Raw genomic sequence first — 23,023 nt, 5'->3', positions numbered from 1 at the left:
TTCGTCGGTTTGCCCCCGTACTTGCCGAGCGGGGGGCTCTAGCATCGAAACTCGGGAGGAGGGTCATTTAAGGATCGCGATCACCGCGCGTCGTTGCCGATTGATCATCACCCCTTGGTCGTTTGAACGACATATCCATAGTCCGGCTGATCAGGAAACGTTTGGATTTCGACGGTATCAGGCAGACGGGTGCCTACAGCGATGTCGCCTTGATACACGTCCGAAGGGCTGCTCTGGTCAAGTAGGTAGGTTTGAGCTTCGCCCGGTACGATGACTGTTGCAGTTTGCGCAACGGCGCCGCCGCCGAAAGACAGGCTCGCCAGCACGCTCGCCATGACGGTTCTCTTCATGATCAGCTCTCCTAGTTGTTCCCTCAAACCCGTTTTAGAGCATTTGGTTCCAATGCGCTCCCGGAGCGGCTGCATACCGCCTGACGCCAAAGGTCGGTGACGATGTCTCTTCGACGCGAGAGGTCACAGCAGCGGCTTTAAAGTCCTGGCGTCATGAGCACCTGCTTCAGCGTCTTGAAGGTGGGAGCTCTCGGAAGAGCTGCTAGACAAGGAGGATGAACGCGAGGAAGCAATTGGATGCCGCTACCGCGACCGTCGGGACTCGATGTCTTCCGACGTAGCGGTTGCTAGCGGCGAGGTGACGCTTGCGTGGGAAGTATCGAGCAGGCAGGCCAAACACCGGGCTGAAGATTGTGCCGAATTGTTCTCCGGAGTTCCCCACGTTCAGAACAACTTACGGGTCCGCTCAACGACAAAGACGGTGACCGTGCCCCTGGGCAACCCACCTGATAAGGTCGCACAGCCGCATTCGTTCGAGCGCCCCTGACCACAGCGGCGAGCGGCGTTCGGATTCATCGGATGCCCGGTACGCTCGCTGACTTTTCGTGACCCATTTGCCAGCGCAGGATGTCCTGGGGCTTGGAAGCTTGGCTTCTCGCTGTCGACAGCGTATCCTTCTTAAGCGCCGCCATAGGCGGCGAGGACGACCGAAAGAGCGGCGTTCGGATAACCAAGGTTTGAGACGATGGCACCGGGAAAAAAAGCCGAGGATGAAAACGAGGAGTTGCTGGTAGGCGGTGTGGCGTCCCGACCGGTCGAGAGCGATGCGGTGCCAGTTGATGACGTACCGGATCGATTGCTGATCCTTGCCATTAGGCTGCAACGAGCCCTGGACAAACGGCAGGCGACGAAATCGATCAGCAGGCCCTCGCGCCGGAAACACTGAGGTGGTCAGAATGCAAAAGGATGGCTTGTGATGCCGGACCTGCAGCAATTGCGGGTGCTAGTTGCTGAGGACGAATTTTTTGTCGCAAATGATATCGCACTTTGGCTCGAAAAGGCCGGTGCGACAATAATTGGCCCAACGCCCACAGTAAAAGAAACGTTGAAGAGCCTTGCTCAGGCTTTCGACGTTCAAGTTGCTGTTCTGGATATTAACCTCAATGGCGAGCTGATCTTTCCCGTGGCGGACGAACTCGCGCTCAGATCGGTACCCGTGGTCTTTTTTAGTGGTTACGACGACATGAGCGTGCCCGAACGGTTCCGGTCGGCCGCACGGTTAAGCAAGTGTGCAGGCGCGTCGGATCTCGTAAATGCTGTCTTTGAGCAACACCTCCAAAATCTGTCAAACTTGGCGCCACTATATGTCGGACTAACCGATCAATCGGTCTGTGAACTTATACCGGAGCTGCGCTACAGGGCGCGGCTCCTGATGGCCGGAGCGCCTCCCGAGGCCGCCGACCTGCTCGTTGAGCGTACGCTTGAGCGCGCTATCGCGCTAGCCGGGACAAGGCGCAGGTCTCAGGGCCTCGATGCCTGGTTGCACGATTTATTGGCGGCCATCCATGACGAGAGCCCGTATGGACTGAATTAAGACATTTGACGCGGTGCGAAAGCCGTGATGGGTGTGAATGGGCGGCCGGATTTGGCGTTCTCTTCTCATCCGGCATGTCTTCGGGGTCGAGCTCCCTGATCGGGCGCGGCCCCTCGTTCGGCGGTGGTACAGGCGGCAAACGCTCGCCCGGATCGCGGGGTTGAGGGTTCACGTCCTTGCTCCTCGTTTCATGAGGAGAACAAGGTGCACTGTGCTTGGTTCCGAGAAGTTGCGCGTTCGATCGAGCTTGACGGCGAATACCGCGTCATAGCTTCGAAGGACTTCGACCGCATCCAACGACGCGATGACCTTATCCGGCACAACGTCCGCAAGTCCTCCGCCGCAACCGCAAGATTTGCCTGGCCCCTCCCTGGCCGGGGCGCAGACCCTTCAAGGCTATGTCGGGGTCAATTCGACTATGAGCGGAACCGCGCGGCCTCGTACCCATTTACCTGTTGGTATCGTTTGGGGTTAATTCTCCCTCGGTGCGCCCGAGCCTGACTGCTGGGTGGGGGTGCGGTCTGTCGGAACCGTGCCTTGCGGGCTCTCGGTGCTCGGAAGCTGTTCAGTGCTCCGCGGCTTTTCCATCGGAGCCTGTTGCGAGGGCTGTACCGATCCTGTTTGACTGGCGTCGGGCTGGCTCCATTCTACAAATCCCCATGCGAGCAGCGCCAGGAAAAGACTTGCGGCAAGCACCAGGAAAACACGGACACCCATTCCCGCCTGACGGGTTTCCCGCGCCGAGAACCTCGTCCGGTTAGCGCCGTGGGTCGTTCTCTCGGGTTCGCCTCGTTCATCAAGCTGCTCGGCCATCGCGTTTCTCCATTGCCATTTCCGTCAATGCCGTCCTCGGCTCGAAGGTCATCATCCCTTCGACCCGCCAGGCCGGGACAACGAATATCCAATCGCTGCCGTCGCCAAAGGTTCCCAATGGCGGCAGAAACGAGCGGCCGGTTCGCTGTATGCTGGGAGCGATATGGTGCTGCGGAGGTTTGAGCGAGCAGAGCTTCATTCGGGTAATCGTGTCCTGTCCCATCGCCCGCTGCACGAGAGTGCCTGCGACGAAAAACAAGATGCAAGAGGTGCATTTCGAGCCACCAGATTCCCTTCTTTAGCGCGGGATATGGATGCTGGTTTTCCAGCCCGCTGTCCTTAACCGCCCTCGGCATAAGCACGAGATCGTCGATGAGGCGGGCACGTTCGTGCTCCGCCATCTCCGACCGCGGATCCTCAGAAGAGACGGGTGTATCGTAACCAGGACCCGGAAATGCGCGAAAAATGCCAGAGGGCGGTCAGTTTGCGCGACGGCGCCTCAGCATCGGGCCGGTAGTGACCGCCGGTTTCGCCGGTTGCGATCTTATGGATGGCGTAAGGAAAATCGTCGTTCCAACTGAATGAAAACCTGGTCGGCCTGTGCGGCAGTCGATAAGGGATCACATCACGCCTGCGCTCCTCGTCTCCAACGACGAGAGGTGTCAAGCGAAATGAAGATTTGACCCCGCCTATTGCCTCACCCGGGGATGTTACTGACGTTGGGGGCACTGCGCCGTGGTGGGAGGATACGGGCGCGCGCTTCGTCCAGTCGCCATCGAGTATGATCTCCCCGGCTACGTCCACGCCCCAAGCCTGGACGGCATCGAGCCGCAGCCATCGAAGCCGAACTCGCTCAGCCAGTATACCGCATTCTCGAAAAATTACGGCCTAGGAACTCTGGCTCTGTCAAGGTCATCGAAACCCCCTTCAGCCCCCCGATTACATATTGGATAAGGATGCCCGGGTGCCTCGTCTGAGGCGATGCCCGATGAATTCCTAGCAACCTTGTGCCTGCGCTGGAACAAACGCGACGGTATTCGGTTCAGTGATCAACGGCTGCAGGGAGGTACTTGAACATGAACGATAAAGACGAACTCATCCGGCGACGCGCTTACGAGATTTGGGAGCGAGAGGGGCGCCCCGAGGGCCAGGAGCGCCGGCATTGGGAGCAAGCAAGTAGGGAGATTGCGGAACATGAGCGTCTGCCTCCCAACAGTCAAACCGGGGATGATCAAACTGGCACCATTGTTGCTCCATCCACCGCGCCGCGCGGGGAAGCCGGGCGGCCGTCGGAGGACGCGGAGTAGTGTTCTTCCTACGACCTGACTGGGAAAGGACCTGGTATCGAAGCGGTGTCGGCGCATTGGGAAGAGCGATCGAAAGAGCAGGCGCTTGTTTCCTAGGACCCCTAGGCAATGCAGGTCTTCGTGCAGATCATTAGCATCGAAGTTTCCTGTGCGTGAGGTACACACGGGAAAGAGGCGGTGATTCCATCACCCGACGTGGCCAAATCGAATGGGCCTGGATGACGAAGCCGCTTATCGCCCATGCCAAGGCGCTGCTGTCCAAACCGCCTCTTTCGCTACGGCGCTGAATGAATCCGATGCCCGAAGCAATGGGTGCAGTCGCTCCTGCCGCTGTGGCCGGCAATGAGGGCCCCACGGCCTACGTATTCGAGTATCGAGACGGTTCTGGCACCAGCCGAACGCCGCCTTCGACAATGCCACGCCTTGAAGCAGTCCAAAAGATTAGCGAGTAAACATGCGACACGACCCCAACCAACTGGAAAGGATCACTCCAGCATTTTTTGGGCGCGATGCCGTTTCCGTCGCGGAGGCTTTGATTGGCGTCATTCTGGAAGTAAATGGGATCGGCGGCAAGATCGTGGAAACGGAAGCTTACGGGCGGGAGGATCCCGCCTCTCATAGTTACGTTGGAAAAACTGCCCGGAACAACGCGATGTTCGGCCCCGCCGGCACCGCTTACGTCTACCGGTCCTACGGTTTGCATTGGTGCCTCAACTTCGTCTGCGAGAACGCAAGCGCGGTATTGCTCCGAGCGATCGAGCCGCAAACGGGCCTTGGAACGATGCGGATCAGGCGCGGGACAGCCAGGGAAACCGTCTTGTGCGCGGGGCCGGGACGCCTTTGCCAAGCTCTCGGAGTGACCCGCCATCTTGACGGACGATCGCTCTTTGCGGCCCCTTTTTATCTCACTGTTGGGGAGGGCGAAACGGATGTCTGCCGAGGCCCTCGTATTGGGGTCACGAGGGCTGCCGACGTGCGGTGGCGGTTCGGAGCGCAAGGCTCTGCCTTTTTGAGCCACCCGTTTCCCGATCCCGTTCCAGTTTAGAACTGGCCGGGATTTTGCGGGGGCGTAGAGCTTCTCGTCATAAATGCTGGAAGATTTGTTCGATGTCTCCTTTCCAGATTTAGCCATCCCGATGATCCTCGAGAACGACTGAAGCGATTTGATATGCGCCCCAACCTGCAAATCCTGATTCCGCCCGCTCGCATTCTCGACAAGTGCACCTATTCGCCCGGGATCACGGGGAGGTTGGAAAGAACACTCGGGCTTGGAAGTGTCGGAACGGTTGTTGTTACAGGAGGCGAGCCGGACGTTTTCGTAATGGCGACGATGCTCGGCGCAATCGATCTTGGATACTAGGTGACCGTCTCGAAGGACGGCGTTTAAAGCTCGACCAAACAAACGACGCCTCTCTTCAGCTGCTTGGCAACGCTTCTGGGTCCAACTTGAGCTTGCGACCCTTAGGAGTGGCTCGGTCAATTAGGCGATATGAGAGCCGGCACGTGGGAAATGTCGGAACCATCAGACCCCCGGCCGGTTTGATCTTGATAAACGCCGCGCAGGTCGCCCCGGCAGATCGTTTTAGGCGGGTCGAAAGAGGATTTTACCAGTGATTATCGATCTCCAATCCGCACGTGCCACACGAGATGCTCCTGACCCGGACTGTGCCTCACATGATAGCCTTGGCCGGCCGATGTATCTTTACGGAGTGGAGTACTGGATGGACGACCGACTTTGGGCGTTGACGCTCGAGGCCTATTCGCTCGAGGACGCTGAAAGAAGAATGGGGGCAATCCATCAGGGGCTGATCTATGGGCAGATATACCGCAGTACCTGCTGAGCATTGCGTTCTACATAGCAATGAGCGCCTCCCGGCCGTCCCGACACCTCGCGGACGTGCCGGGTGATGCGCCGATCGTTCTGAACCAAAGTTACGCCGGACACGCTGCCGATCTCAGAGGCGTCGATCTAGGTGGCATCGGTGAGGCGGTCGCTGACAGCGTCCTGGATCTGGATGCCTCGGCGAACGAAGTCTCGCGGCCCGTTTCCTCGACTCCGGCCCCCCGCTTACCTTGGCGATGGCGTTTCCGGGAGCGAATATTTGTAATTGTCGCGTAGATCGACCTGCCGCTGGCGCAGATTGACCTCGCAGCGTCCGGATGCAATTCCAATCTTATGACTAGCAATAGCAACAGTCATCAAAACCTCCGCTCTCTTTCTTAACTGCCCAACGGGTTGCACAGCGAAACGTCGCGGCTCTGATTGTTCCGGTAACGGTCCGATAGTCCCCACCTGGAACAAATACGCGGTTGACCGGTTGGCCGTGGGTCAAAGCCTGAAGAACTCATTCGCCGGCGTGCCTATGAAATCTGGGCGAACGAGGGACGGCCGGAGGGTGATGTACCGACGAGAGAGCGCTCGCACGACCGAGCGGCGGAACAGACGGAACCAGAGGGCCGGACGGCCTATCAATGACCGTCATCGAGCGGAGTAGACCCATGCGAGTAGCTGACATTATGACCAAGGATGTGTGCGTTGCGAGCCCCGAGGATACCACCCTCGCACTGGAAGGGGCCGAGAGCGGTATCGGCCTTCTTCCCGTTGGCGACAACGATCGGTTGGTTGGGATGATAACCTATCGGGCTTTCGCAGAGCGTTGTGTGGGTGACGGGCGTGACGATCGTGCGCGCGTGGCCGAGATCATGACGGCCGGCGTCAAATACTGCTTCGATGACCAGGAGGTGTCCGATGTTGCGCCCAACATGGGCGACGCGCAGAACCGGCACCTGCCGTTCGTTGACCGCAACAAGCGGCTTGTCGGCATCGTTTCGCTGGCTGACGCAGCGCGACGGGACCCTTCCCTTGCCGGGATAGGCTTGCGGAGCGTGACGAGCCCCGATGGGCTACATAACCGGACTCAGTAGCGATGGCCGGCGTCCGCGAACAGCGCCCCTCGTGGCGCCCTCCCGTTCTCTCTGCATCCGAGGAGCGTGTGTGGGCGAGAGAAGTCGCCCTTCACGCGCACGCGGGCCAATTAGACAAGGCTGGAGAACCCTATATCCGCCACTGCCAACGGGTGGCCGAGGCCGTTGACGGCGACAAAGCCAAGAGTGTTGCCTTTCTTCATGACGTTGTCGAAAAGGCGCCTGGCTGGACATCGGAGCGACTGCTTGATTCTGGCTTTTCCCCGGAGGTGGTGGCCGCCGTTGAAAGCCTGACGCACCGCACCGGGGAAACTAAGGATGCCTTAACGATCCGCGCTGCGTCAAACGCGCTTGCAGCTGTCGTAAAACGCGCCGACCTTTTGGACAATCTCTCCCAAGTGGAAAGGCAAGGCAAGGATGGGACGCAGTATAGGCGAAGACTGGTTCTGCTCGACGCTGCGGCAGCGTACGACGGTCATCGGGCGGAAAGTGAGTCCGCCGACCGAAAGATCGCCGCGTCATCAGCTCGGGGTGAGGCTGGCGAGATCCGCCGCGAAGCCGCCGATCGCGTTGCAAAACGACTTGCTTTGCTTTTGGGAATGGCAGCGGCCGCTTTGATCTATCTTGTTCTCCGGTTCTGAAAGATGGTCGTCAGCGGGGCGCAAGGCTCGATCACTCGAGGGGAACACCATTCATGCGATAGGCAAGTTCGTCGCGCGCACGGCTGAGCCTGCTCTTGATGGTGCCGATCGCACAATCGCACATATCAGCTGCCTCCTTGTAGCTGAGGCCGTATCCGGCAACGAGTACCAGTACTTCCCTGTGGTCGGGTGCTAGCCCCTCGAGGGCGGTACGCAACTCGCCATTCAACACGCACCAATCCTGCGGGGCCGGAATGGGAATTGGAAGGTCGGCGCAGTTGACGGCACCCGGCGCCTCGCGCTTACGCAGCTTGTACTGCGTGCGAAACGCGTTGTGCATGATTGTGAAAAGCCAGGATTTGAGATTTGTTCCAGGTTGAAAACCATCGATACCGCGCAACGCGCGAAACAGCGTTTCCTGCAGGAGATCGTCAGCCTCGAAGCTTGAACTGACAAAGGTTCGCGCAAATGCGCGCAAGGCCGGGATCAGATCGACCACCTGCGTCTCAAGCGGCCGCGTCTGATCGTCGAGAACTGGAATAGAAGGCATTGTAGCTGCCTTTCGGGGTTGCCGGATTTCAATGTTAGTCAATGCGTGGCCGACAATTAAGTTCCCTTGGGTTTTAAGGCAGCGCCGGCCGGGAACCAACGCCCCCTGCGCTTGTTTTTGTTTCGTGTCGTGGATGTGCCTGCACGAAGATCTTGAAGGTTGCTCGAACGGAAAGCGAGGTTCCCGATGGAAGCGCTTGAACTGCAACTGATGGCCCACCGCAAGATCCTGACCGCGCTTATGACGATCGCGGCAGGCGATCCGGATTACTGGCACAAATTGATGGAACACCTTCGCGATGACCTTGTCATCCAAGGCCACGAGGAAGATCCAGGTGTCGTGCCGGGAATGGCGTTCGCCTCCCAAAATGCTCTTAGCGAGGCGCTGAGGACCATTGTCAGCCGTGCCGAACTACGCGCCGGCGATCGGACTAGCTCGGAATAGCCAAGCTTCATTTCTTCAACCTGTTCGCGGTCGTCGGTCCCAGAGCAGTCTGATGCGCCGGCGACCACCAAGGAGGCATTCGGAATGATGGATTTGGAGGTTGACCGGCTTTGGAACGAGCCGGTGATACTGGATCGCGAGGGGCATTTGCTCCGGGTGCAAAGCACGCGGAGCTTATCTGTGTTGGAAAACCATTGGTCCCTGCACGAAGGGCCGGCATACGATGGCTATTGCCACCTGCTAGACGGGCTTTCTAGTGTCCAGGATGCCGGACGCAGCGCGTCGGGCATTCGTCGATGCAGCTGCATCACTAACCTTAAGATTGTAGATCGATGTGGCTCCAAGGCGTTTAACTGCCAGATGACAGCTTGTTCCAGCCGACATCTGCGCAGTCGCGCAGCCTCGCATCCTTTGAGCGTTAGTTGGAACGCACGGCGCCGTAAAAAGCGCGATTGTCGAAGCTGGCCGGCAGGTTACCGCCGATTGTGAATCCGCGCGAGAAAATCACGGATAAGCAGCGCTACCTGATCGAGGTGGGTCTCTAGGAGCCAATGCCCGCCATCGATGAAATGAAGTTCGGCGTCCGGCAAGTCGCGGAGATATGCTCGGGCAGATTTCTCCGGCATGTAGTGGTCGTTGTGTCCCCAGACGATGAGGGCAGGGGGCTTATGGTCCGCCAAATATCCGCGGTGTTGCGGAAACCATGACCGGTTCTCCTTCAAACCTGCGATCAGGTTGACGGCGATTTCCTTCCGCTTTGGTGTCATGAGGGACCAATGCAGTTTCCATAGGTCGGGAGGAATGGCCTCTGCGAGACTAGGCTCCAGGTCGTTCAGGAACTCTTCCCGGAAAATCTCCTCGGTCACCGCCTCGGCCAATGCGCGTTTCATTTCCGGCAACGGAAGCGCCCAGGTCTTTTCAATGTCTGCATATTTGGGGCCCAAGGCATCTTCATAGGGGATGTCGCCGTTCTGAATGATGAGCCCGACGACGGATGCCGGCCGTAGAATGGCCATGCGAATTCCGATCGGCGATCCGAAATCATGCAGATACAGAACGAAGCGATCGATCTTAAGTGCGTCGATGAAGCTGCTCAGAAAGGCTGCGTATCCGTCGAAGCTGTAGTCGAAATCCTCCGGCGTCCCGCTGTAGCCCGCACCGGGGAAATCCGGAGCGATCAGGTGCCAGCGGTCGGAAAGCCGCGGCATTAGATTTCGAAACTCGTAGGATGAACACGGATATCCGTGTGGTAGCAAGACAACCGGAGCATCTTGTCGTCCAGCTTCCCGATAGAAGACCTCAATGCCGGCAACCATGATCCGCCGATGCCGTACCAGCGTGTCCATAGCTAATCCTCCACACGATGAGCTGACTGCTTTCGAAGGGCATCGACCGATCACCAACAAGCGCAGCCGCTCGTGACCGGGAGATAACTGGTACCATCGCCGGTTGTTCCCTTTCGGGGAACCGGCGAGCGAATATGCTGGATACCCGAAGGTTGCCGCAAGGGCGACAGCGCATTCAATTTCAATATCTTGCGCATATATCTTGAAGCGACAGATGATCCGCGCCCTAATGTTGCTGACGCCGGCGCGCCTTCCCAGTCTCGATTATCGGCTATGCCGGCCGTCTTCGCGCTCCGGTTATGCCGTCGAAGCCGAAGCACGACGCAATGCCAGATACTCCCAAATGGCAACGCCAAAGAGGGTCGCTGTCGCCAGAAACTGGAGATGATAATTGGCGGCAAGCGCAGAAAGCACTCCTGCAAGGGCAAGGATCGCGAACCCGACAATGTGCGAAATCGGGAACTGGTGCGCCGCGGCCAACTTTATCCAGATGTTGCCAGCCAAAAAAAGCGCCGGGCCTCCGAGTATCGCCAGAGCGGTTTGCATCGTGCTTTCATCTTTGGCATGGGACAGGCTGAAGTCCTCTCCGACTGCCGTCAGGATGACGCCAGAAACGATTGGCAGATGGCCGTATGTGAAGAGATTGAGCGCCAATGTCTCGGGTTTCGACGTAGCCTCCGCTTTGTTGGCGGCTTTTTCCTGGCCGTGATGGAAGTAGATCCACCACATGAAACCGGTGCTTAAAAACGCGCTGCAGAAGACAGCGAAGGTCATGTCGTCCGCCATGTGCTCTGCGGCGTTGCGGCCGGTCGTCAGGATCGTTTCACCGAGGCAGATGATTACGAACAGCGCACAACGTTCTGCCATATGCTTGCCAGAAACGTCCAACGTCTCGGGCGCTGATTTCCCCAGGCCAGGAAGATAGTACCGCAGGGCCGGAGCCAGATATTCGACGAGAAGAGCGGTACTCCAAAATGCAATTCGCGGAGTCGTCTCCATTTGAGAACCCACAAGCCAGAAGGCGCTTGCAAGGACTAGCCAGAGGGTAATCCGCAGGAACGTCAGGAAAGAGGCCGGATCGACGCGATGATAGGCGTAGAGCATGAAAAAGGAACGCCCTATCTGAATGGCGCAGTAGATCACCGCAAATGCAAATCCATGGTCTCCAAACGCGTCCGGCAAGGCGATAGCCAGCAGGATACCCCCAAACATCAGGAGAAAGAGCATCAGCCGTACTGGATCTTGCTCGGTATCGAGAAGGTTTGTAACCCAGGTCGAGTGAATCCAGATCCACCAGATCGCAAGAATGAGCAGCGCCGCCTCGACAAGGGCTGTGGGGCCGAAGTCGCTAGCAAGTGTCTTTGCGAGCTGGACCAAAGCGAACACAAAAACGAGATCGAAGAACAGTTCGGGAAAGCTTGCTCTGGTCTGGTCGGCGTCGGCCTTCCTTATCCATTGCTTTCCAGTTGCCGCCCCCTTGGCCTCTGTCGGTTCTGCCGCTCGATGTCGCGACGCTGGGTGCATTATTGTTCCTCCGCCCGAGATGGAGAAAGAGGTAGAGCGGGACGGAGTTCCAGCAATATCCCACTCGATGAGGAGAAGGCCTCTGAAGGGATTGGAGAGGAGCACGATTGCTTACAACTATTCCCCCTGTTCGAAGGGGCCGCTCGCTTGCAAAGCGGGGCGTTGATGATGCCCACTTCGACAGAAACCGCCCCTCGAGAGCCGTCCACACACTCCATTTCATGCGGGATCCGAACTAGAAGGCGCAAAGCGGTACTCTGGGTTGTCTAAGCGCTGAGCAGGGTCAACGATCTTCACGCGCCCACATTACAGTCACCGCGATACAACGCATATGCACGGAAGGCCTCGGTCTGCAGGTTAGAGCGCGTTGGATACAACCTGAGTTGCTACCGATATCAACACAGCCGCCAACGCGACCACGGTCCCAAGTCGCAAAGCCTTCATCCAACGTACCCGCGTGCCGTTCCAATCATAGCCCATTTTGCTCCCCTGTCGGGATCATGCCGCTTGGGAATGGTCGTCTCTTTTCCTGTCGAGGACGTAAAACGTTTGCGTCCTCGTGGAAACTAGCCAAAGGATCCCCAGGCGAGGCCTGTCGCTATGATTGGAGCGCCAGGCCTCTGGCCGTCTCCTCCCCGTCCGAAGACGACTGGTGCTCGCTATCACACCGCTTGCCGGAACTCTATTTGCCCATCCGGGCTAAACCCTGTGGCTAATGAGGATATCGCGATGAAATCCCTTGAGTGCAGATGAGTAGCTTGACAGGCATTAACCTGTGGGCTGAGAAATCGGCTCATCTGAATTGGTGCTTGATCGGGAAGTGGCCGCTACTGGTATGGGAGGCGGGAAGGGCGCGTTTTGCCACGTTCAGCTGCGCCGGGGAAGTGTTTGGGGCAGGATATTTCGCAGGAACAATAGCCTTTATGCGACTTTCGAAATACGGAGCCACAGCGCTCTGGGTTGTGGTCCGTCTCGCCGCTGGTCAAATAGCGATCACGTCAGGGACGTCCCGTTCTGGCTTCGGCAAAACGATGCAAAATCCTTGAGGAATTTCTCCCCCGCCGGACGATGAGCGGGGTCCATGAGCTTTTCCATGATTGCGTCTGGCGTCTCCTTCATACGGGAAGCCGGAAGAAAATCGTCTCGGAGAAATTTGAGCTTAATGTCAAAAGGACGGTGCGCAGCGCTGCGAGCATGTCGTCGCCTCGGTGCGAAGCGTGGATGAGGGCTATCGGTTTTGCGATTACGGCCTCCCCCGAGACAAGCCAGTCGATGGCGTTCTTGAGGCCTCCGGGAATGGTGCGAACATACTCGGGGCTGGAGATGATTAGCCCATCACTTGCCGAAATTTTCTCGACGAAGCGGATGACGCTTTCTGGGGCGTTTGCGCCCTCCAGATCGGGAGAAAAGATCGGCAGCTCACCAATATTATCAAAGACTTCAATGGTGATATCGGCTGGAGCGAGGGATTGGAAAGCCCTCAACAAGGCCGAATTGGTGGAAAGCCGACGCGTACTTCCTGAAATTCCTAGGATCCTCATTCCTCAAGGATAGTGAAAATTCCGCAGCCAGCAAGCCATCGTGGACGCGGCGCCGCTTTCAAAAGCACATTGTCAACGGTGAGGAAGGTAAAACGAGGGAACAACGGGCGGCCTTTCCTCGTTGAGAAAAACCGGGCGTAGGAGGACCAAACAATGAGTGACGAGCCGCGCGAACGCGATATTTTGTCGTTGAGTGACGACCCGCTGCCAAAGGCCGAGTTTGTTCTCAAGACACCACGCCTGGCGACGCAAAGAGAGCAGCTTGATGTGTTGCGGGCCGACGTGGCCCGGCTTGGCGAGCGCCTCATCGCCATAGCGGAGGGGACTTCCAGACTGGCGGCGCTCGAGGCGACCGTTGTTTTAGAAACGGTAGAAAGCGGTATCAGACGTCATCTCACGCCGGTTCTGATCACCGCGGGTGTTGCAGGTTATATCTGGAGCGCGTTCTTGAGGCGACGATAACTGTGCCCACCTGCTTTCTGCGACGGTGCAGCGCACTCGAAAAGACGTGGCTGAAAAAAGACGGTCCCCAAGGAGGGAGCCATCTTACACACGATCCGGAGAGATCCTGGATCGCTTGCGGGGTGCATCAATAGAACCGCTCGATCATAGGATTTTCCCATGCCTGCGCGGCCGTTTCGTTGAAAGCCGTTTTTCAGCCTTGGATGTTCGAGCGCCGTGCCCTTCACTCTCATCTCCAAAAACAGAACGCGATTGCCTTGTCGCAATCGTGGCCATGCCCTAGTTCTTGAAGCGATTTTAGTCTGGGGCCTGCCTCGGCCACGTGCCACAGAACGGGTCGTATTTTATGATTAGGCGGAAAATGCATGCGCGGAAGTGAACGCGTTGAATTGAGGAATAGGACGCGGGATGCACATCAGCGGGTAGACGCGGCGGTCGGCGAGCTCAGCACTATCGAGGACTATCGCCGGTACGTAGCGCGCGTGTTGCCGTTTCGTGCGACAATGGACGAAGCGCTGAGGAACGTCTCTTGGCCTGAAGGCTGGAATTGGCGACCATCAGGGGTTGCAGAGCTGCTTGCTCAGGACGCGTGCGATCTCGGCTTGGCACCGGCGCGCCGCATTCGGCCTGATTTCGATCTTTCCGACCCAAGCGCGCTGCTCGGTGCCCTCTACGTGGTGGAAGGGTCGTCTCTCGGTGCGCGGGTCTTGCGTCAGAGGGCGTTGAAGCTTGGTTTCGATGAAACCTTCGGCGCGAAGCACCTTGCTTCGATGGCGAACGACACGACCCGATGGCCGTCCTTCCTGTCGCTCCTCGAACGAACCCGCGATTTTGACGTCGTTCGGTCTGCCGTCACGGCGAACGCCGTGTTTGCTCTCGCCCAAACTTGCTTTGAAAGTACATATCTTGTCGCCAGTTGAACCCGTCACCCTCGAGACTTGCGACAGGGAGCCCATTCATATCCCCGGGAGCATCCAACCGCACGGTTGTCTTCTGGCGTGCAATGTCGGGTTCACGACGATCGAACGCATATCGGCAAACGCTGCGAAGATGCTCGCCTGGGAGGGCAGCCTCCTTGGGCGGCCTCTTGTCGACGTGCTCGGCCCAAAGTTGTTGCATGATCTGCGCAATGCGCTTGCGGCCGCGGGAGCGGCCTCACGACCGGCCCTTTTGCTCGATGTCGCTTTTGGCGACCGCGTGTTCGACATTGCCGTCCACCTTCACAAGTCGGCCGTCATCATTGAGTTCGAGCCGGCGCCGTCGATCGGTCAGCCCTTGCATATCGCGCGCGAGATGATTGGCCGTATCAAGGACATCACCGACGTCGACCGTCTCGTGCAGCGCGCGTGCCGGATCGTTGCCGGTACCATCGGCTATGACCGCGTGATGATCTACCGCTTTGAGCAGGACGGATCAGGCAAGGTCGTCAGCGAAGCGAAACGCGCCGATCTTGAGAGTTTTCTGGGCCAGTATTTTCCAGCAAGCGATATCCCCCAGCAGGCCCGCGCACTTTATCTCAAGAACACCATTCGCGTCATTTCGGACGCGAGCGGTGCGCGCGTCCCGGTCGAGCCGGTTCTGGACGGATCCGGCGAACCATTGGACCTCAGTTTCGCGCACTTGCGCAGCGTTTCGCCCATCCATTGCGAATACTTGCGCAACATGGGCGTCGCCGCGTCGATGTCGATTTCGGTTGTTCTGGACGGCCAGCTCTGGGGGTTGATCGCCTGCCACCATTATTCGCCGCGCGCCCTGCCGATGGCTCAACGCGTTGCGCTTGAAGTGTTCGGCGAATTTTTCTCGCTGCACCTGAAATCTCTGAAGGAACGTCGCCGGGTTGCGGCCGTCGCCGGCACACGCGAAGCGCTCGACCGTTTTCTCATTTTGTCCTCCCATCACGAGGATGTGGGTGAGCTGTTGCGCCAAAGCCTGCGTGAATTCTCGCAGTTGCTGGCAAACGACGGCATCGGCGTCATGGTCGATGGCAAATGGGCGGGGATCGGCACCGCTCCGCCGGACGAAGAAAGAGCCGCTCTTCTGGACTTCATCCGCACCGTCAGCGAAGGGCGCGTTTGGGCGACACATGCCCTGTCACAGAAGTTCCCGGAGGCATCGGCCTACAGCGAGCGGCTTTCGGGCGTTCTCGCCATTCCCCTTTCGCAAACCGGCTCGGATTGCCTGGTGTTTTTTCGCAAAGAACTGGTCCAGACCCTCAACTGGGCCGGCAATCCTGAAAAGACCTATGAGGCAGGTCCACTCGGCGACCGTCTCACACCACGCAAGAGCTTTGCGATCTGGAAGGAGACAGTCCAGGCGCAGGCGCAGCCCTGGTCGGAGGCCGAGCGGGAAATCGCCGAGATCGTCCGGGTCGCGATCGTCGAGGTGGTGCTGCGACACAACGAGCTGATGGCGGGCGAGCGCCGCAAGTCCGAGGTTCGGCAGCGGATGCTGAACCAGGAGCTTAGCCACCGCGTCAAGAACATCCTCGCCGTCATCAAATCTCTGGTGACAAGCCCCCAACAGCACAAGAAATCGCTCGAAGAATATGTTTCGACGCTGCAGGGTCGCATCGAGGCGCTCGCAATCGCGCATGACCAGGTCGTGCGCGGAGATGGCGGCGGGATCCTGGCGGATCTCCTGGAGGCCGAACTCCAGCCTTACCGGACAAATCTGTCGACAATTACGCTCGAAGGTCCTGCCGTCTGGCTCGACAGCCGCGCTTTTTCGGTAATGGCGCTGGTGTTTCACGAGCTCGCGACCAACGCCGCCAAATACGGAGCGCTTTCGGTGACGGCTGGCGAAGTAGAGGTGCGCTGGACGATGACCGGCTCCGATTGCGACGTCTCCTGGCGCGAGCGAAACGGTCCACTCGTCACTCTGCCGTTACGCAGGGGATTCGGTAGTGCCCTCATCGAGCGCAGCGTCCCCTACGATCTTCATGGGCGCAGCTCCGTCCGCTTCGAACCATCGGGGCTTGAGGCAGAGTTCAGCATCCCCTCCCCACACGTCAAACTCACCGCGTTAGGTCCGACAATGGAAACATATACGGTCGGTACCGCCGCTCCCGAACAAAGCGGCCTTGGCCGTGCAAACCCCAGGGTTCTGATCGTTGAGGATCAGATGCTCATAGCGCTTGATCTCGAAGCGATGCTGTCGGACGAAGGGTTCTCGGAGGTTTCGACGGCGAGCTCCGTGCAGCAGGCCATGGCACATATCGAGAGGACTGCTCCGGAACTGGCGATTCTCGATATCAATCTCGGGCAGACCAATTCGTTCGGGATCGCCGGCGAACTCATGCGCAGAGGCACTCCATTCGTTTTTGCTACAGGCTATGGCGAGGGAGCAGAACTGCCGCCGGACCTTATCGGCGTGCCGATCGTGCGCAAACCCTACAGCAGAAATGCCATCGTCGGAGCGCTTTCACTGCTGTGGGACGAGACCCTGTCCAGAGACGCGCAAAGGGCAGTGACAGGAACGACGAAGGGAAAGACCGAAATCGATGTCTGACATCAAGTCGCTGTCTCGCGAGCAACTCGAAGACGAGATCCTGAGGCTGAGGGCCCTGTCGCAGGGAGGCGCCGCGCTGAAGGTCCATAACGCCAGCGACGACGACGCGCGAGAGGCACGCTATCGAGCCCTTTTCGAGGCGATCGACGATGGTTTCTGCATTATTGGCTTCATCGACGGACCACATGGTCCGCTCAGCGATTACGTACACCTTGAAGCAAATTCCGGCTATGGCCGGCATACAGGCATCTCGGACATCGTCGGCAAACGGCTTCGGGAGATTGAACCCGGCAACGCGGATGTCTGGTTGGACGTCTATGGCAGCGTGTTGCGCACCGGCAAACCAGTGCGCTTCGAGCAGGAGTTCAAATCAGTCGCCAGGCATATCGAAGTTTCGGCCACCCGCATCGAGCCGGCAGGCCTGCGCCAGGTGGCGGTCCTATTTCGCGACGTAACCGAGAGGAAGAAGGCCGAAGCGGCGCTACGCGAGAGCGAAAGCCACGCGCGCGATAACATACAGCGTGTGCAAATGGCGATGGCCGCAGGGGCGATCATCGGCACGTGGCTGTGGGACGTGCCTACCGATCGCTTTACGGTCGACGAAGCTTTTGCGACCGCGTTTGGGTTCGATCCGCAGCAAGGGCGCTCAGGCCTGCGCCTTGCCGATATCGTCGGCGCCGTTCATCCCGACGATCAGGAACGAGTGACGGCCTCGGTCCGAGAGGCCCTGGCAAAAGGCGGAGCCTATGCCCACCAATACAGGACGCGTCGCGAGGACGGGAGGTATCGCTGGCTCGAGGCGAACGGTCGCGTGGAATGCAGCAGTGACGGTGTTGCGCTTAAATTTCCGGGTGTCCTGATCGATATCGAGGAGCGGCGCGCGGTCGAAGCCGAACGTGACCATGCCCTTGCGGCCCTCCGCACGCTCAACGAAACGCTAGAGCAACGGGTAGAGGAACGCACCGCAGCCCTTGTCCAGGCGGAAGACGCCCTGCGGCAGGCGCAGAAGATGGAGGCTGTCGGGCAACTAACCGGGGGCCTGGCGCACGACTTCAACAACATCCTCGCCGGCATCAGCGGCAGCCTTGATCTGATGAAAACTCGGCTCGCCCAGGGCCGTGTGGGTGAGATCGACCGTTATATGACGGGAGCACAAGGGGCGGTGAAGCGGGCCGCGGGCCTAACTCAGCGCCTCCTTGCCTTTTCCCGCAGGCAGACGCTCGATCCGAAGCCGTCGGACATCAATCGCATCGTCGCGGGTATGCAAGATCTGATCAGCCGAAGCGTCGGTCCTGGGGTGGCGGTCGAGACTGTCGGAGCAGGAGGGCTGTGGACGGCCTTCGTCGATGTTGGCCAGCTCGAGAACGCTCTGCTCAATCTTTGCATCAACGCTCGCGACGCGATGCCGGATGGTGGACGCTTGACGATCGAGACCGGCAATCGGTGGCTCGACGAACGCGCTGCGGCCCAACGTGGATTGCCGCCGGGGCAATATGTCTCCTTGTGCGTCAGCGACACCGGTACGGGCATGTCGCCGGATGTGGTCGCCCGCGCCTTTGATCCGTTTTTCACGACGAAGCCGATCGGACAGGGGACGGGGCTTGGCCTTTCCATGGTCTACGGTTTTGCCGGCCAATCCGGTGGTGCCGTGCGCATATACTCCGAAGTGGGCAAGGGCACGATGATCTGCATTTATTTGCCCCGCCACGCGGCCGAAGATCATAGCTCCGACATACCAGCCGACGCGGGGCCCGCGCCTGCAGCGACCGGAGTTCACACCATCCTAGTCGTGGACGACGAACCCCTGGTCAGGATGGTCGCGGTCGAAATTCTCGAAGAGCTGGGCTACGAAGTGCTGGAGGCGAGCGACGGCCCTTCCGCCCTTAAAATGCTTGATGCACGCCCCACAATCGATCTTCTGGTTACCGACGTCGGGCTGCCGAACGGCATGAACGGACGGCAGCTTGCGGATGCGGTGCGCGTCCAGCGTCCCGGTCTTAACGTACTCTTCGTCACAGGGTATGCGGAGAACGCAGTACTCAACCACGGGCACCTCGACCATGGCATGGAAGTGGTCACCAAACCCTTCACAGCTGACGTGCTGGCGCGGCGGGTCGAAAGCTTGATCCGCCAATGACAACTGGGTCTGGCGCGCCAGGCTTGCTGCATTTCGCCGATGGACAGCCAACTGCGCTCAGCTGACGGGACCACCGGGCAATCTGCAAGTCCGCGCTCTTTTCAGGAGTTTCGAAGTGCTCGATAACCCTCGTTCTGGTCAAGCTACGCCCTTGGTCTGAATTTCCGTCCGACCAAAGCCCGTAAGGGGAACAAAAAATCAACCTCCGCATTTAGCTGTCGGCGACGACGGTCGTCGCGGCAAGGCGTTTTCGTTGGAAATTCAATCGCTTTCGATTTCGCGCTGATACCAAAAGGCATTCCCAGTGACGGGCAGAGGAGCAAAACCATGAAAGCGATCGGATCGCTGGCATTTGGCATCGCATTGTCCGTTTGCGCCAGCGCCGCGGCTGCGTCCGTCGCCTCACTCGTGCTGGCCAAGCCCACCGAACCTCCTCTGCTGAAGTCGGCTTCGGCTCCAGATCTTTGGACCGCAACACCGGTCCGGATCGACCGGAGCCAGCAGAACTACCAGCGTTTGCCGCCCGTCTATTCCACTTACGTCACGAACCCGGTTTCGGCGAAGCGAACATCGGGGCGTCTGGCACTCACCGCTCCAACCTTGGTGACCTCCCATACCGGCCTCTCGACAGCCCACCGCGATTGGTGCTCAAGCCGCTACCGGTCCTATAACCCCGAAACCAACGCGTACCGCTCATACGGTGGACAAATACGAACGTGCCAGTCGCCTTACGCGGTCATGTACCCGATCCACAAAGACCGGACGGCGCAAATCGATCGGCGGTTCGTGGGCTACGCGACGGCCGAATCGCGTACCGTCTCGTGTACCGTCCGCTATCAGTCGTATCGAGCCGATGACAACACCTACCAGCCCTACAACGGCCCTCGAAGGCACTGCCTTTATCCATCCCAAGATGCGCGCCTCGAAGCGAGCAACAGCGTGCGGCCCGTGTCGGGGCGATGAGCAGCCCGCAAGTCAACTGCGGCACGAACATTCTTCGGCGGCACCGGCCTCTCCCGGGCGTGCGTTGCGACGGCTGAGGCATTCAAGGGATCGCGATCCCGATGGATAGCGAGAGTAAAGCGGAAGAATGAGCGTTCGTCCGGCTATCCAACCTCTACCGGAACATGGAGATGCAAAGAGTTGGAGAAAATCACGCGAAAGCGCAAATTGCGGTCCAATCGGCCACTGTGGTCCAACACGCGTCATATCAAGGTTGTCGCGCAAAGTCGCATCTCCGTTGACAAAGTCGATGTGTTGATCGTCGGCGCCGGCATCGGAGGGGCGCTGATGGCGTGGTCCCTTGCCAAGCGAGACATGAAAATTCTCGTCGTCGACCGACGCTGGCCGGTACAAGGCAGCACTTTGGCGAGCACTGCGATGATCCAGCACGAGATCGATGTGCCGCTCCACCAGCTCACCACGATGATTGGGCAGGACAAGGCGCGGCGCGCATGGCAACGCTCCGCAAGAGCAGTGGAAACACTGATCACGCTCATCGACAGTCTTGGAATCGACTGTGGCTTTGAACAAAAGAAGTCTCTTTATCTGTCCGGCAATGCCTATGGTGCCCGCGCGCTTCGCTTGGAAATCGACGCGCGGCAGGCCGCTGGCATTTCAGCAAGGTTTCTCAAGTCTGCTTGCTTGCGCGAAGAGTTCGGTCTCAATCGGACTGCGGCAATCGAGTCCGATATTTCTGCAGCCGCAAATCCGGCGCAATTGACAGCCGGCTTGTGGCGCAAAGCCCAGAGGGACGGTGTTTCGCTCATAGGCGACACGGAGATTACCGACGTACGCAGCGTTGAAGGATGGAACGCCGCTGCGACCTCGACAGGCGAAATCATACTGGCCAAGCACGTTGTGTTTTGCACGGGCTACGAGTTTCTCGACGTCGTGGCCCACCAAGGCCATCGGATGGTATCCACCTGGGCGCTTGCGACTAAGCCGCACCATCCACGGCCTGACTGGCTAAAGAACTATGTTCTTTGGGAGGCATCCGATCCATACCTCTATTTTCGCTCGACCAAGGATGGTCGCCTGATTGTTGGAGGGGAGGACGAAGAAAGCGCCACCGCATTTGCGGACCCTATCAAGCTTAGAGCCAAATCCCAGATCTTGCGCGCAAAGCTGTCGGCGCTCCTGGAAATACCAATCGGCGAACCGGATTATCTTTGGGCCGCGCCTTTTGGCATTACCTGTGACGGATTGCCGCTTATCGGAAACGTTCCGGGGCTGGAGAATGTCTATGCTGTGATGGGTTATGGGGGCAATGGCATTACCTACAGCCAGATCGCTGCGGAGATCGTGTCGTCAGAGATTTTGGGCTACCGCGACCCAGATAGCGAATTGTTTGCCTTTCGCTGAGCTTTGAAGCCAGGCAGCAAGCAGAAAGGCCGCCGGAACGGCGGCCTTTGAAGATAAAGAGTGGAGGTAGCTTTGGATCAATGGAAACGCTGGTTTGAATACCAGTCGTCGATATCTTTCCTCGCCTGATCCTTGGCATATCCATAACGCTCCTGGATCTTGCCTTCGAGTTGCTCGCGTTTACCGTTGATCTGGTCGAGGTCATCGTCGGTGAGTTTGCCCCACTGCTCCTTGACCTTACCCTTAATCTGCTTCCAGTTGCCTTCAACACGGTTCCAATCCATTTTGGGGACGCTCCATTGCTATTTCAGGTACATTTCTTGAACGAGTGAGCTACGCACTTGTTCCGTTATTTGTTGAGACGAATGATGGTGCTGTTTGTCGGGCCCGGCTCTATGAACCTCGAGACAGTTTAGCCGACTGCAGGCCCTGCCTCGTTGGTTTAGGCAATGCTTATCCGTTGCCAGCGGCATTATGCCGGTATGCCGGCAACGGATGAATTTAGGACCCGAGAAGACGCCTTGGGGACATCAGCGCCTGTAGCGCCGCCGCTCCTGTTCAACCTCATCGGGAGTATAGGGAGCGAGCGTCGGATCAAAGCGCCGCCAGCCCTGCTCGGAATAAGAAGCTCGACGCTGCACCGGGTCGACCCAGCTACCGCGGCGTAGGATCGCTTCGGCATCCGCCTGGAGCGCGTCGTCGACCCGTGCCGTGACGACCGCGCCACCGCGCCGTACGCCTTCCGCATAGACATGGGCATGTTCTTCCGGAACGCCCGAATCCGTCATCGCTCCGATAATCCCGCCGGCGGCACCACCTGCTACCGCGCCGGCGGCAGCACCCGCCGCGGTCGCGGCAAGCCAACCGGCTGCGACCACCGGACCGACACCCGGGATGGCCATGACCCCAAGGCCAGTCAAAAGGCCGCCAATGCCACCGACCGCAGCGCCGACACCGGCGCCTGTCCCAGCGCCTTCAGCCGCGTTGCTTTCGTTTGCAGTGCCGTACCGATCCCCAACATTGTTGGAAACGATGCTGATGTCGTCCGACGGCACGCCGCGATCTTCAAGGGCTGACACAGCGGCGCGGGCGTCCGAATAGTCGTCAAAAAGTCCACTAACGGTTTTCATGGGGATTTCCTCGTTCTGGAGTTAGTTGGCAACAATGTTGCCCTGGTAGTCGAGCGCGACCTGCATGGATTTGCCGTCCTTCGAGGCAGTTGCGCGCCAGACGCCCTTGTCGTCGAGCTTTAGACCGGTCACATCGGTGTAGCCGGCGTCAGTAAGGCGATCCTTGGCCTGTTCTTCAGTGAAACTGTTGGCGCCGGCGACGGGCGCTGTTGGATTGGTGGTGTCTGGTGTTGCCACGGCAGGCGTATCACCATCTGCCGTAGCGGGAGGTGTGGCGGTCTGCGCGAGCGCGCCCAAACTCGATACGCCGAGGAAGACCGCGGCGAGCAGGATATTTTTCATGATTTTGTTCCTCGTTTCGATCCTCGAGATGCGGGCATCCGGAGGAAAAATTTGAGATCATAAGAGCCACATCTCCGTTCGTTTCGACCCGGTGAGCAGCATGATG

Annotated in this window: 19 protein-coding genes and 3 pseudogenes; 13 read left to right on the top strand and 9 right to left on the bottom strand. The window is 58.8% G+C overall.

The window, feature by feature from the left end; translation table 11 throughout:
- Positions 1-107: 107 nt before the first annotated feature.
- Positions 108-350 (bottom strand): DUF1236 domain-containing protein, encoded by a 243-nt coding sequence (locus IB272_RS14535; RefSeq protein WP_246810362.1) that lies wholly within the window; start codon positions 348-350, stop codon positions 108-110.
- A gap of 265 nt (positions 351-615) precedes the next feature.
- Between IB272_RS14535 and IB272_RS14530 the strand changes: the two genes are divergently transcribed.
- Positions 616-837 (top strand): BON domain-containing protein, encoded by a 222-nt coding sequence (locus IB272_RS14530; protein ID WP_082566427.1) that lies wholly within the window; start codon positions 616-618, stop codon positions 835-837.
- A gap of 429 nt (positions 838-1,266) precedes the next feature.
- On the top strand, positions 1,267-1,884 hold the full coding sequence (locus tag IB272_RS14525; protein ID WP_051659462.1) for a response regulator: 618 nt from the start codon (positions 1,267-1,269) through the stop codon (positions 1,882-1,884).
- A gap of 471 nt (positions 1,885-2,355) precedes the next feature.
- On the opposite strand, the gene IB272_RS14520 is transcribed toward IB272_RS14525, so the two are convergent.
- Complete coding sequence (locus IB272_RS14520) at positions 2,356-2,697, bottom strand: hypothetical protein (protein ID WP_192444508.1); 342 nt, start codon at positions 2,695-2,697, stop codon at positions 2,356-2,358.
- Positions 2,698-3,773: 1,076 nt separating this feature from the next.
- On the opposite strand from IB272_RS14520, the pseudogene IB272_RS34920 reads away from it, so the two are divergent.
- The 5 genes and pseudogenes from IB272_RS34920 to IB272_RS35575 form a co-directional block, all read left to right on the top strand.
- A pseudogene (locus IB272_RS34920) lies at positions 3,774-3,884 on the top strand (DUF2934 domain-containing protein); the annotation flags it as partial.
- A 574-nt stretch (positions 3,885-4,458) separates the two neighbouring features.
- A complete protein-coding gene (locus tag IB272_RS14510; protein ID WP_060609820.1) occupies positions 4,459-5,049 on the top strand; it encodes a DNA-3-methyladenine glycosylase in 591 nt (196 codons plus the stop codon).
- Between the two features lie 1,298 nt (positions 5,050-6,347).
- Positions 6,348-6,480: pseudogene (locus IB272_RS35580) on the top strand (DUF2934 domain-containing protein); the annotation flags it as partial.
- Between the two features lie 23 nt (positions 6,481-6,503).
- Entirely contained in the window at positions 6,504-6,929 is a 426-nt protein-coding gene (locus tag IB272_RS14500; RefSeq protein ID WP_192444545.1) for a CBS domain-containing protein, read from the top strand.
- Positions 6,930-6,931: 2 nt separating this feature from the next.
- Complete coding sequence (locus tag IB272_RS35575) at positions 6,932-7,570, top strand: HD domain-containing protein (RefSeq protein WP_063894978.1); 639 nt, start codon at positions 6,932-6,934, stop codon at positions 7,568-7,570.
- 31 nt (positions 7,571-7,601) lie between these two features.
- Here IB272_RS35575 and IB272_RS34910 read toward each other — a convergent pair whose 3' ends face one another.
- The 4 genes and pseudogenes from IB272_RS34910 to IB272_RS14475 form a co-directional block, all read right to left on the bottom strand.
- The gene (locus IB272_RS34910) at positions 7,602-8,441 is read right to left on the bottom strand and encodes a sigma-70 family RNA polymerase sigma factor (RefSeq protein ID WP_234824498.1); all 840 of its coding nucleotides are present in this window, start codon (positions 8,439-8,441) and stop codon (positions 7,602-7,604) included.
- A 596-nt stretch (positions 8,442-9,037) separates the two neighbouring features.
- Positions 9,038-9,910 (bottom strand): alpha/beta hydrolase, encoded by an 873-nt coding sequence (locus IB272_RS14485; protein ID WP_060609818.1) that lies wholly within the window; start codon positions 9,908-9,910, stop codon positions 9,038-9,040.
- Between the two features lie 297 nt (positions 9,911-10,207).
- Complete coding sequence (locus IB272_RS14480) at positions 10,208-11,434, bottom strand: low temperature requirement protein A (protein WP_192444507.1); 1,227 nt, start codon at positions 11,432-11,434, stop codon at positions 10,208-10,210.
- 993 nt (positions 11,435-12,427) lie between these two features.
- A pseudogene (locus IB272_RS14475) lies at positions 12,428-12,975 on the bottom strand (NADPH-dependent FMN reductase).
- 153 nt (positions 12,976-13,128) lie between these two features.
- Here IB272_RS14475 and IB272_RS14470 point away from each other — a divergent pair.
- The 6 genes from IB272_RS14470 to IB272_RS14450 all read left to right on the top strand — a co-directional run bounded on the left by IB272_RS14470 (position 13,129) and on the right by IB272_RS14450 (position 21,445).
- Positions 13,129-13,437: a hypothetical protein gene (locus tag IB272_RS14470; RefSeq protein ID WP_090299791.1), complete on the top strand. Its 309-nt coding sequence runs from the start codon at positions 13,129-13,131 to the stop codon at positions 13,435-13,437.
- A gap of 365 nt (positions 13,438-13,802) precedes the next feature.
- Positions 13,803-14,357, top strand: coding sequence for a biliverdin-producing heme oxygenase (locus IB272_RS34905; RefSeq protein ID WP_244546832.1), 555 nt, complete (start codon positions 13,803-13,805; stop codon positions 14,355-14,357).
- Complete coding sequence (locus IB272_RS14465; protein ID WP_234824499.1) at positions 14,344-16,944, top strand: HWE histidine kinase domain-containing protein; 2,601 nt, start codon at positions 14,344-14,346, stop codon at positions 16,942-16,944. Before IB272_RS34905 ends, IB272_RS14465 begins: the two co-directional genes overlap by 14 nt.
- Entirely contained in the window at positions 16,937-19,081 is a 2,145-nt protein-coding gene (locus tag IB272_RS14460; protein ID WP_192444506.1) for a response regulator, read from the top strand. The genes IB272_RS14465 and IB272_RS14460 overlap by 8 nt, the downstream gene beginning before the upstream one ends.
- A 327-nt stretch (positions 19,082-19,408) precedes the next feature.
- Positions 19,409-20,044 carry a BA14K family protein gene (locus tag IB272_RS14455; protein WP_113554079.1) on the top strand — a complete coding sequence of 212 codons (636 nt, stop codon included), beginning with the start codon at positions 19,409-19,411 and terminating at the stop codon, positions 20,042-20,044.
- Between the two features lie 180 nt (positions 20,045-20,224).
- The gene (locus IB272_RS14450) at positions 20,225-21,445 is read left to right on the top strand and encodes an FAD-binding oxidoreductase (RefSeq protein ID WP_192444505.1); all 1,221 of its coding nucleotides are present in this window, start codon (positions 20,225-20,227) and stop codon (positions 21,443-21,445) included.
- Between the two features lie 77 nt (positions 21,446-21,522).
- Here IB272_RS14450 and IB272_RS14445 read toward each other — a convergent pair whose 3' ends face one another.
- The 3 genes from IB272_RS14445 to IB272_RS14435 form a co-directional block, all read right to left on the bottom strand.
- Complete coding sequence (locus IB272_RS14445; protein ID WP_034803410.1) at positions 21,523-21,729, bottom strand: CsbD family protein; 207 nt, start codon at positions 21,727-21,729, stop codon at positions 21,523-21,525.
- A 246-nt stretch (positions 21,730-21,975) separates the two neighbouring features.
- Positions 21,976-22,575, bottom strand: coding sequence for a general stress protein (locus IB272_RS14440; RefSeq protein ID WP_060530547.1), 600 nt, complete (start codon positions 22,573-22,575; stop codon positions 21,976-21,978).
- 21 nt (positions 22,576-22,596) lie between these two features.
- Entirely contained in the window at positions 22,597-22,917 is a 321-nt protein-coding gene (locus IB272_RS14435) for a PepSY domain-containing protein (protein ID WP_060530546.1), read from the bottom strand.
- Positions 22,918-23,023: the final 106 nt, after the last annotated feature.

This window comes from Ensifer sp. ENS08, assembly GCF_014852195.1.
Classification (GTDB): domain Bacteria; phylum Pseudomonadota; class Alphaproteobacteria; order Rhizobiales; family Rhizobiaceae; genus Ensifer; species Ensifer adhaerens.
This window is presented reverse-complemented; position numbering and strand designations above follow the sequence as displayed.

Bases quoted from the DNA above. Each gene is read 5' to 3' on its own strand.
- IB272_RS14530 (WP_082566427.1), top strand. From the start codon at position 616: ATGTCTTCCGACGTAGCGGTTGCTAGCGGCGAGGTGACGCTTGCGTGG.
- IB272_RS14520 (WP_192444508.1), bottom strand. From the start codon at position 2,697: ATGGCCGAGCAGCTTGATGAACGAGGCGAACCCGAGAGAACGACCCAC.
- IB272_RS14460 (WP_192444506.1), top strand. From the start codon at position 16,937: ATGTCTGACATCAAGTCGCTGTCTCGCGAGCAACTCGAAGACGAGATC.
- IB272_RS14510 (WP_060609820.1), top strand. From the start codon at position 4,459: ATGCGACACGACCCCAACCAACTGGAAAGGATCACTCCAGCATTTTTT.
- IB272_RS14500 (WP_192444545.1), top strand. From the start codon at position 6,504: ATGCGAGTAGCTGACATTATGACCAAGGATGTGTGCGTTGCGAGCCCC.
- IB272_RS14480 (WP_192444507.1), bottom strand. From the start codon at position 11,434: ATGCACCCAGCGTCGCGACATCGAGCGGCAGAACCGACAGAGGCCAAG.
- IB272_RS34905 (WP_244546832.1), top strand. From the start codon at position 13,803: ATGCGCGGAAGTGAACGCGTTGAATTGAGGAATAGGACGCGGGATGCA.
- IB272_RS14485 (WP_060609818.1), bottom strand. From the start codon at position 9,910: ATGGACACGCTGGTACGGCATCGGCGGATCATGGTTGCCGGCATTGAG.
- IB272_RS14445 (WP_034803410.1), bottom strand. From the start codon at position 21,729: ATGGATTGGAACCGTGTTGAAGGCAACTGGAAGCAGATTAAGGGTAAG.
- IB272_RS14470 (WP_090299791.1), top strand. From the start codon at position 13,129: ATGAGTGACGAGCCGCGCGAACGCGATATTTTGTCGTTGAGTGACGAC.
- IB272_RS14440 (WP_060530547.1), bottom strand. From the start codon at position 22,575: ATGAAAACCGTTAGTGGACTTTTTGACGACTATTCGGACGCCCGCGCC.
- IB272_RS14435 (WP_060530546.1), bottom strand. From the start codon at position 22,917: ATGAAAAATATCCTGCTCGCCGCGGTCTTCCTCGGCGTATCGAGTTTG.
- IB272_RS14455 (WP_113554079.1), top strand. From the start codon at position 19,409: ATGAAAGCGATCGGATCGCTGGCATTTGGCATCGCATTGTCCGTTTGC.
- IB272_RS35575 (WP_063894978.1), top strand. From the start codon at position 6,932: ATGGCCGGCGTCCGCGAACAGCGCCCCTCGTGGCGCCCTCCCGTTCTC.
- IB272_RS14535 (WP_246810362.1), bottom strand. From the start codon at position 350: ATGAAGAGAACCGTCATGGCGAGCGTGCTGGCGAGCCTGTCTTTCGGC.
- IB272_RS14525 (WP_051659462.1), top strand. From the start codon at position 1,267: ATGCCGGACCTGCAGCAATTGCGGGTGCTAGTTGCTGAGGACGAATTT.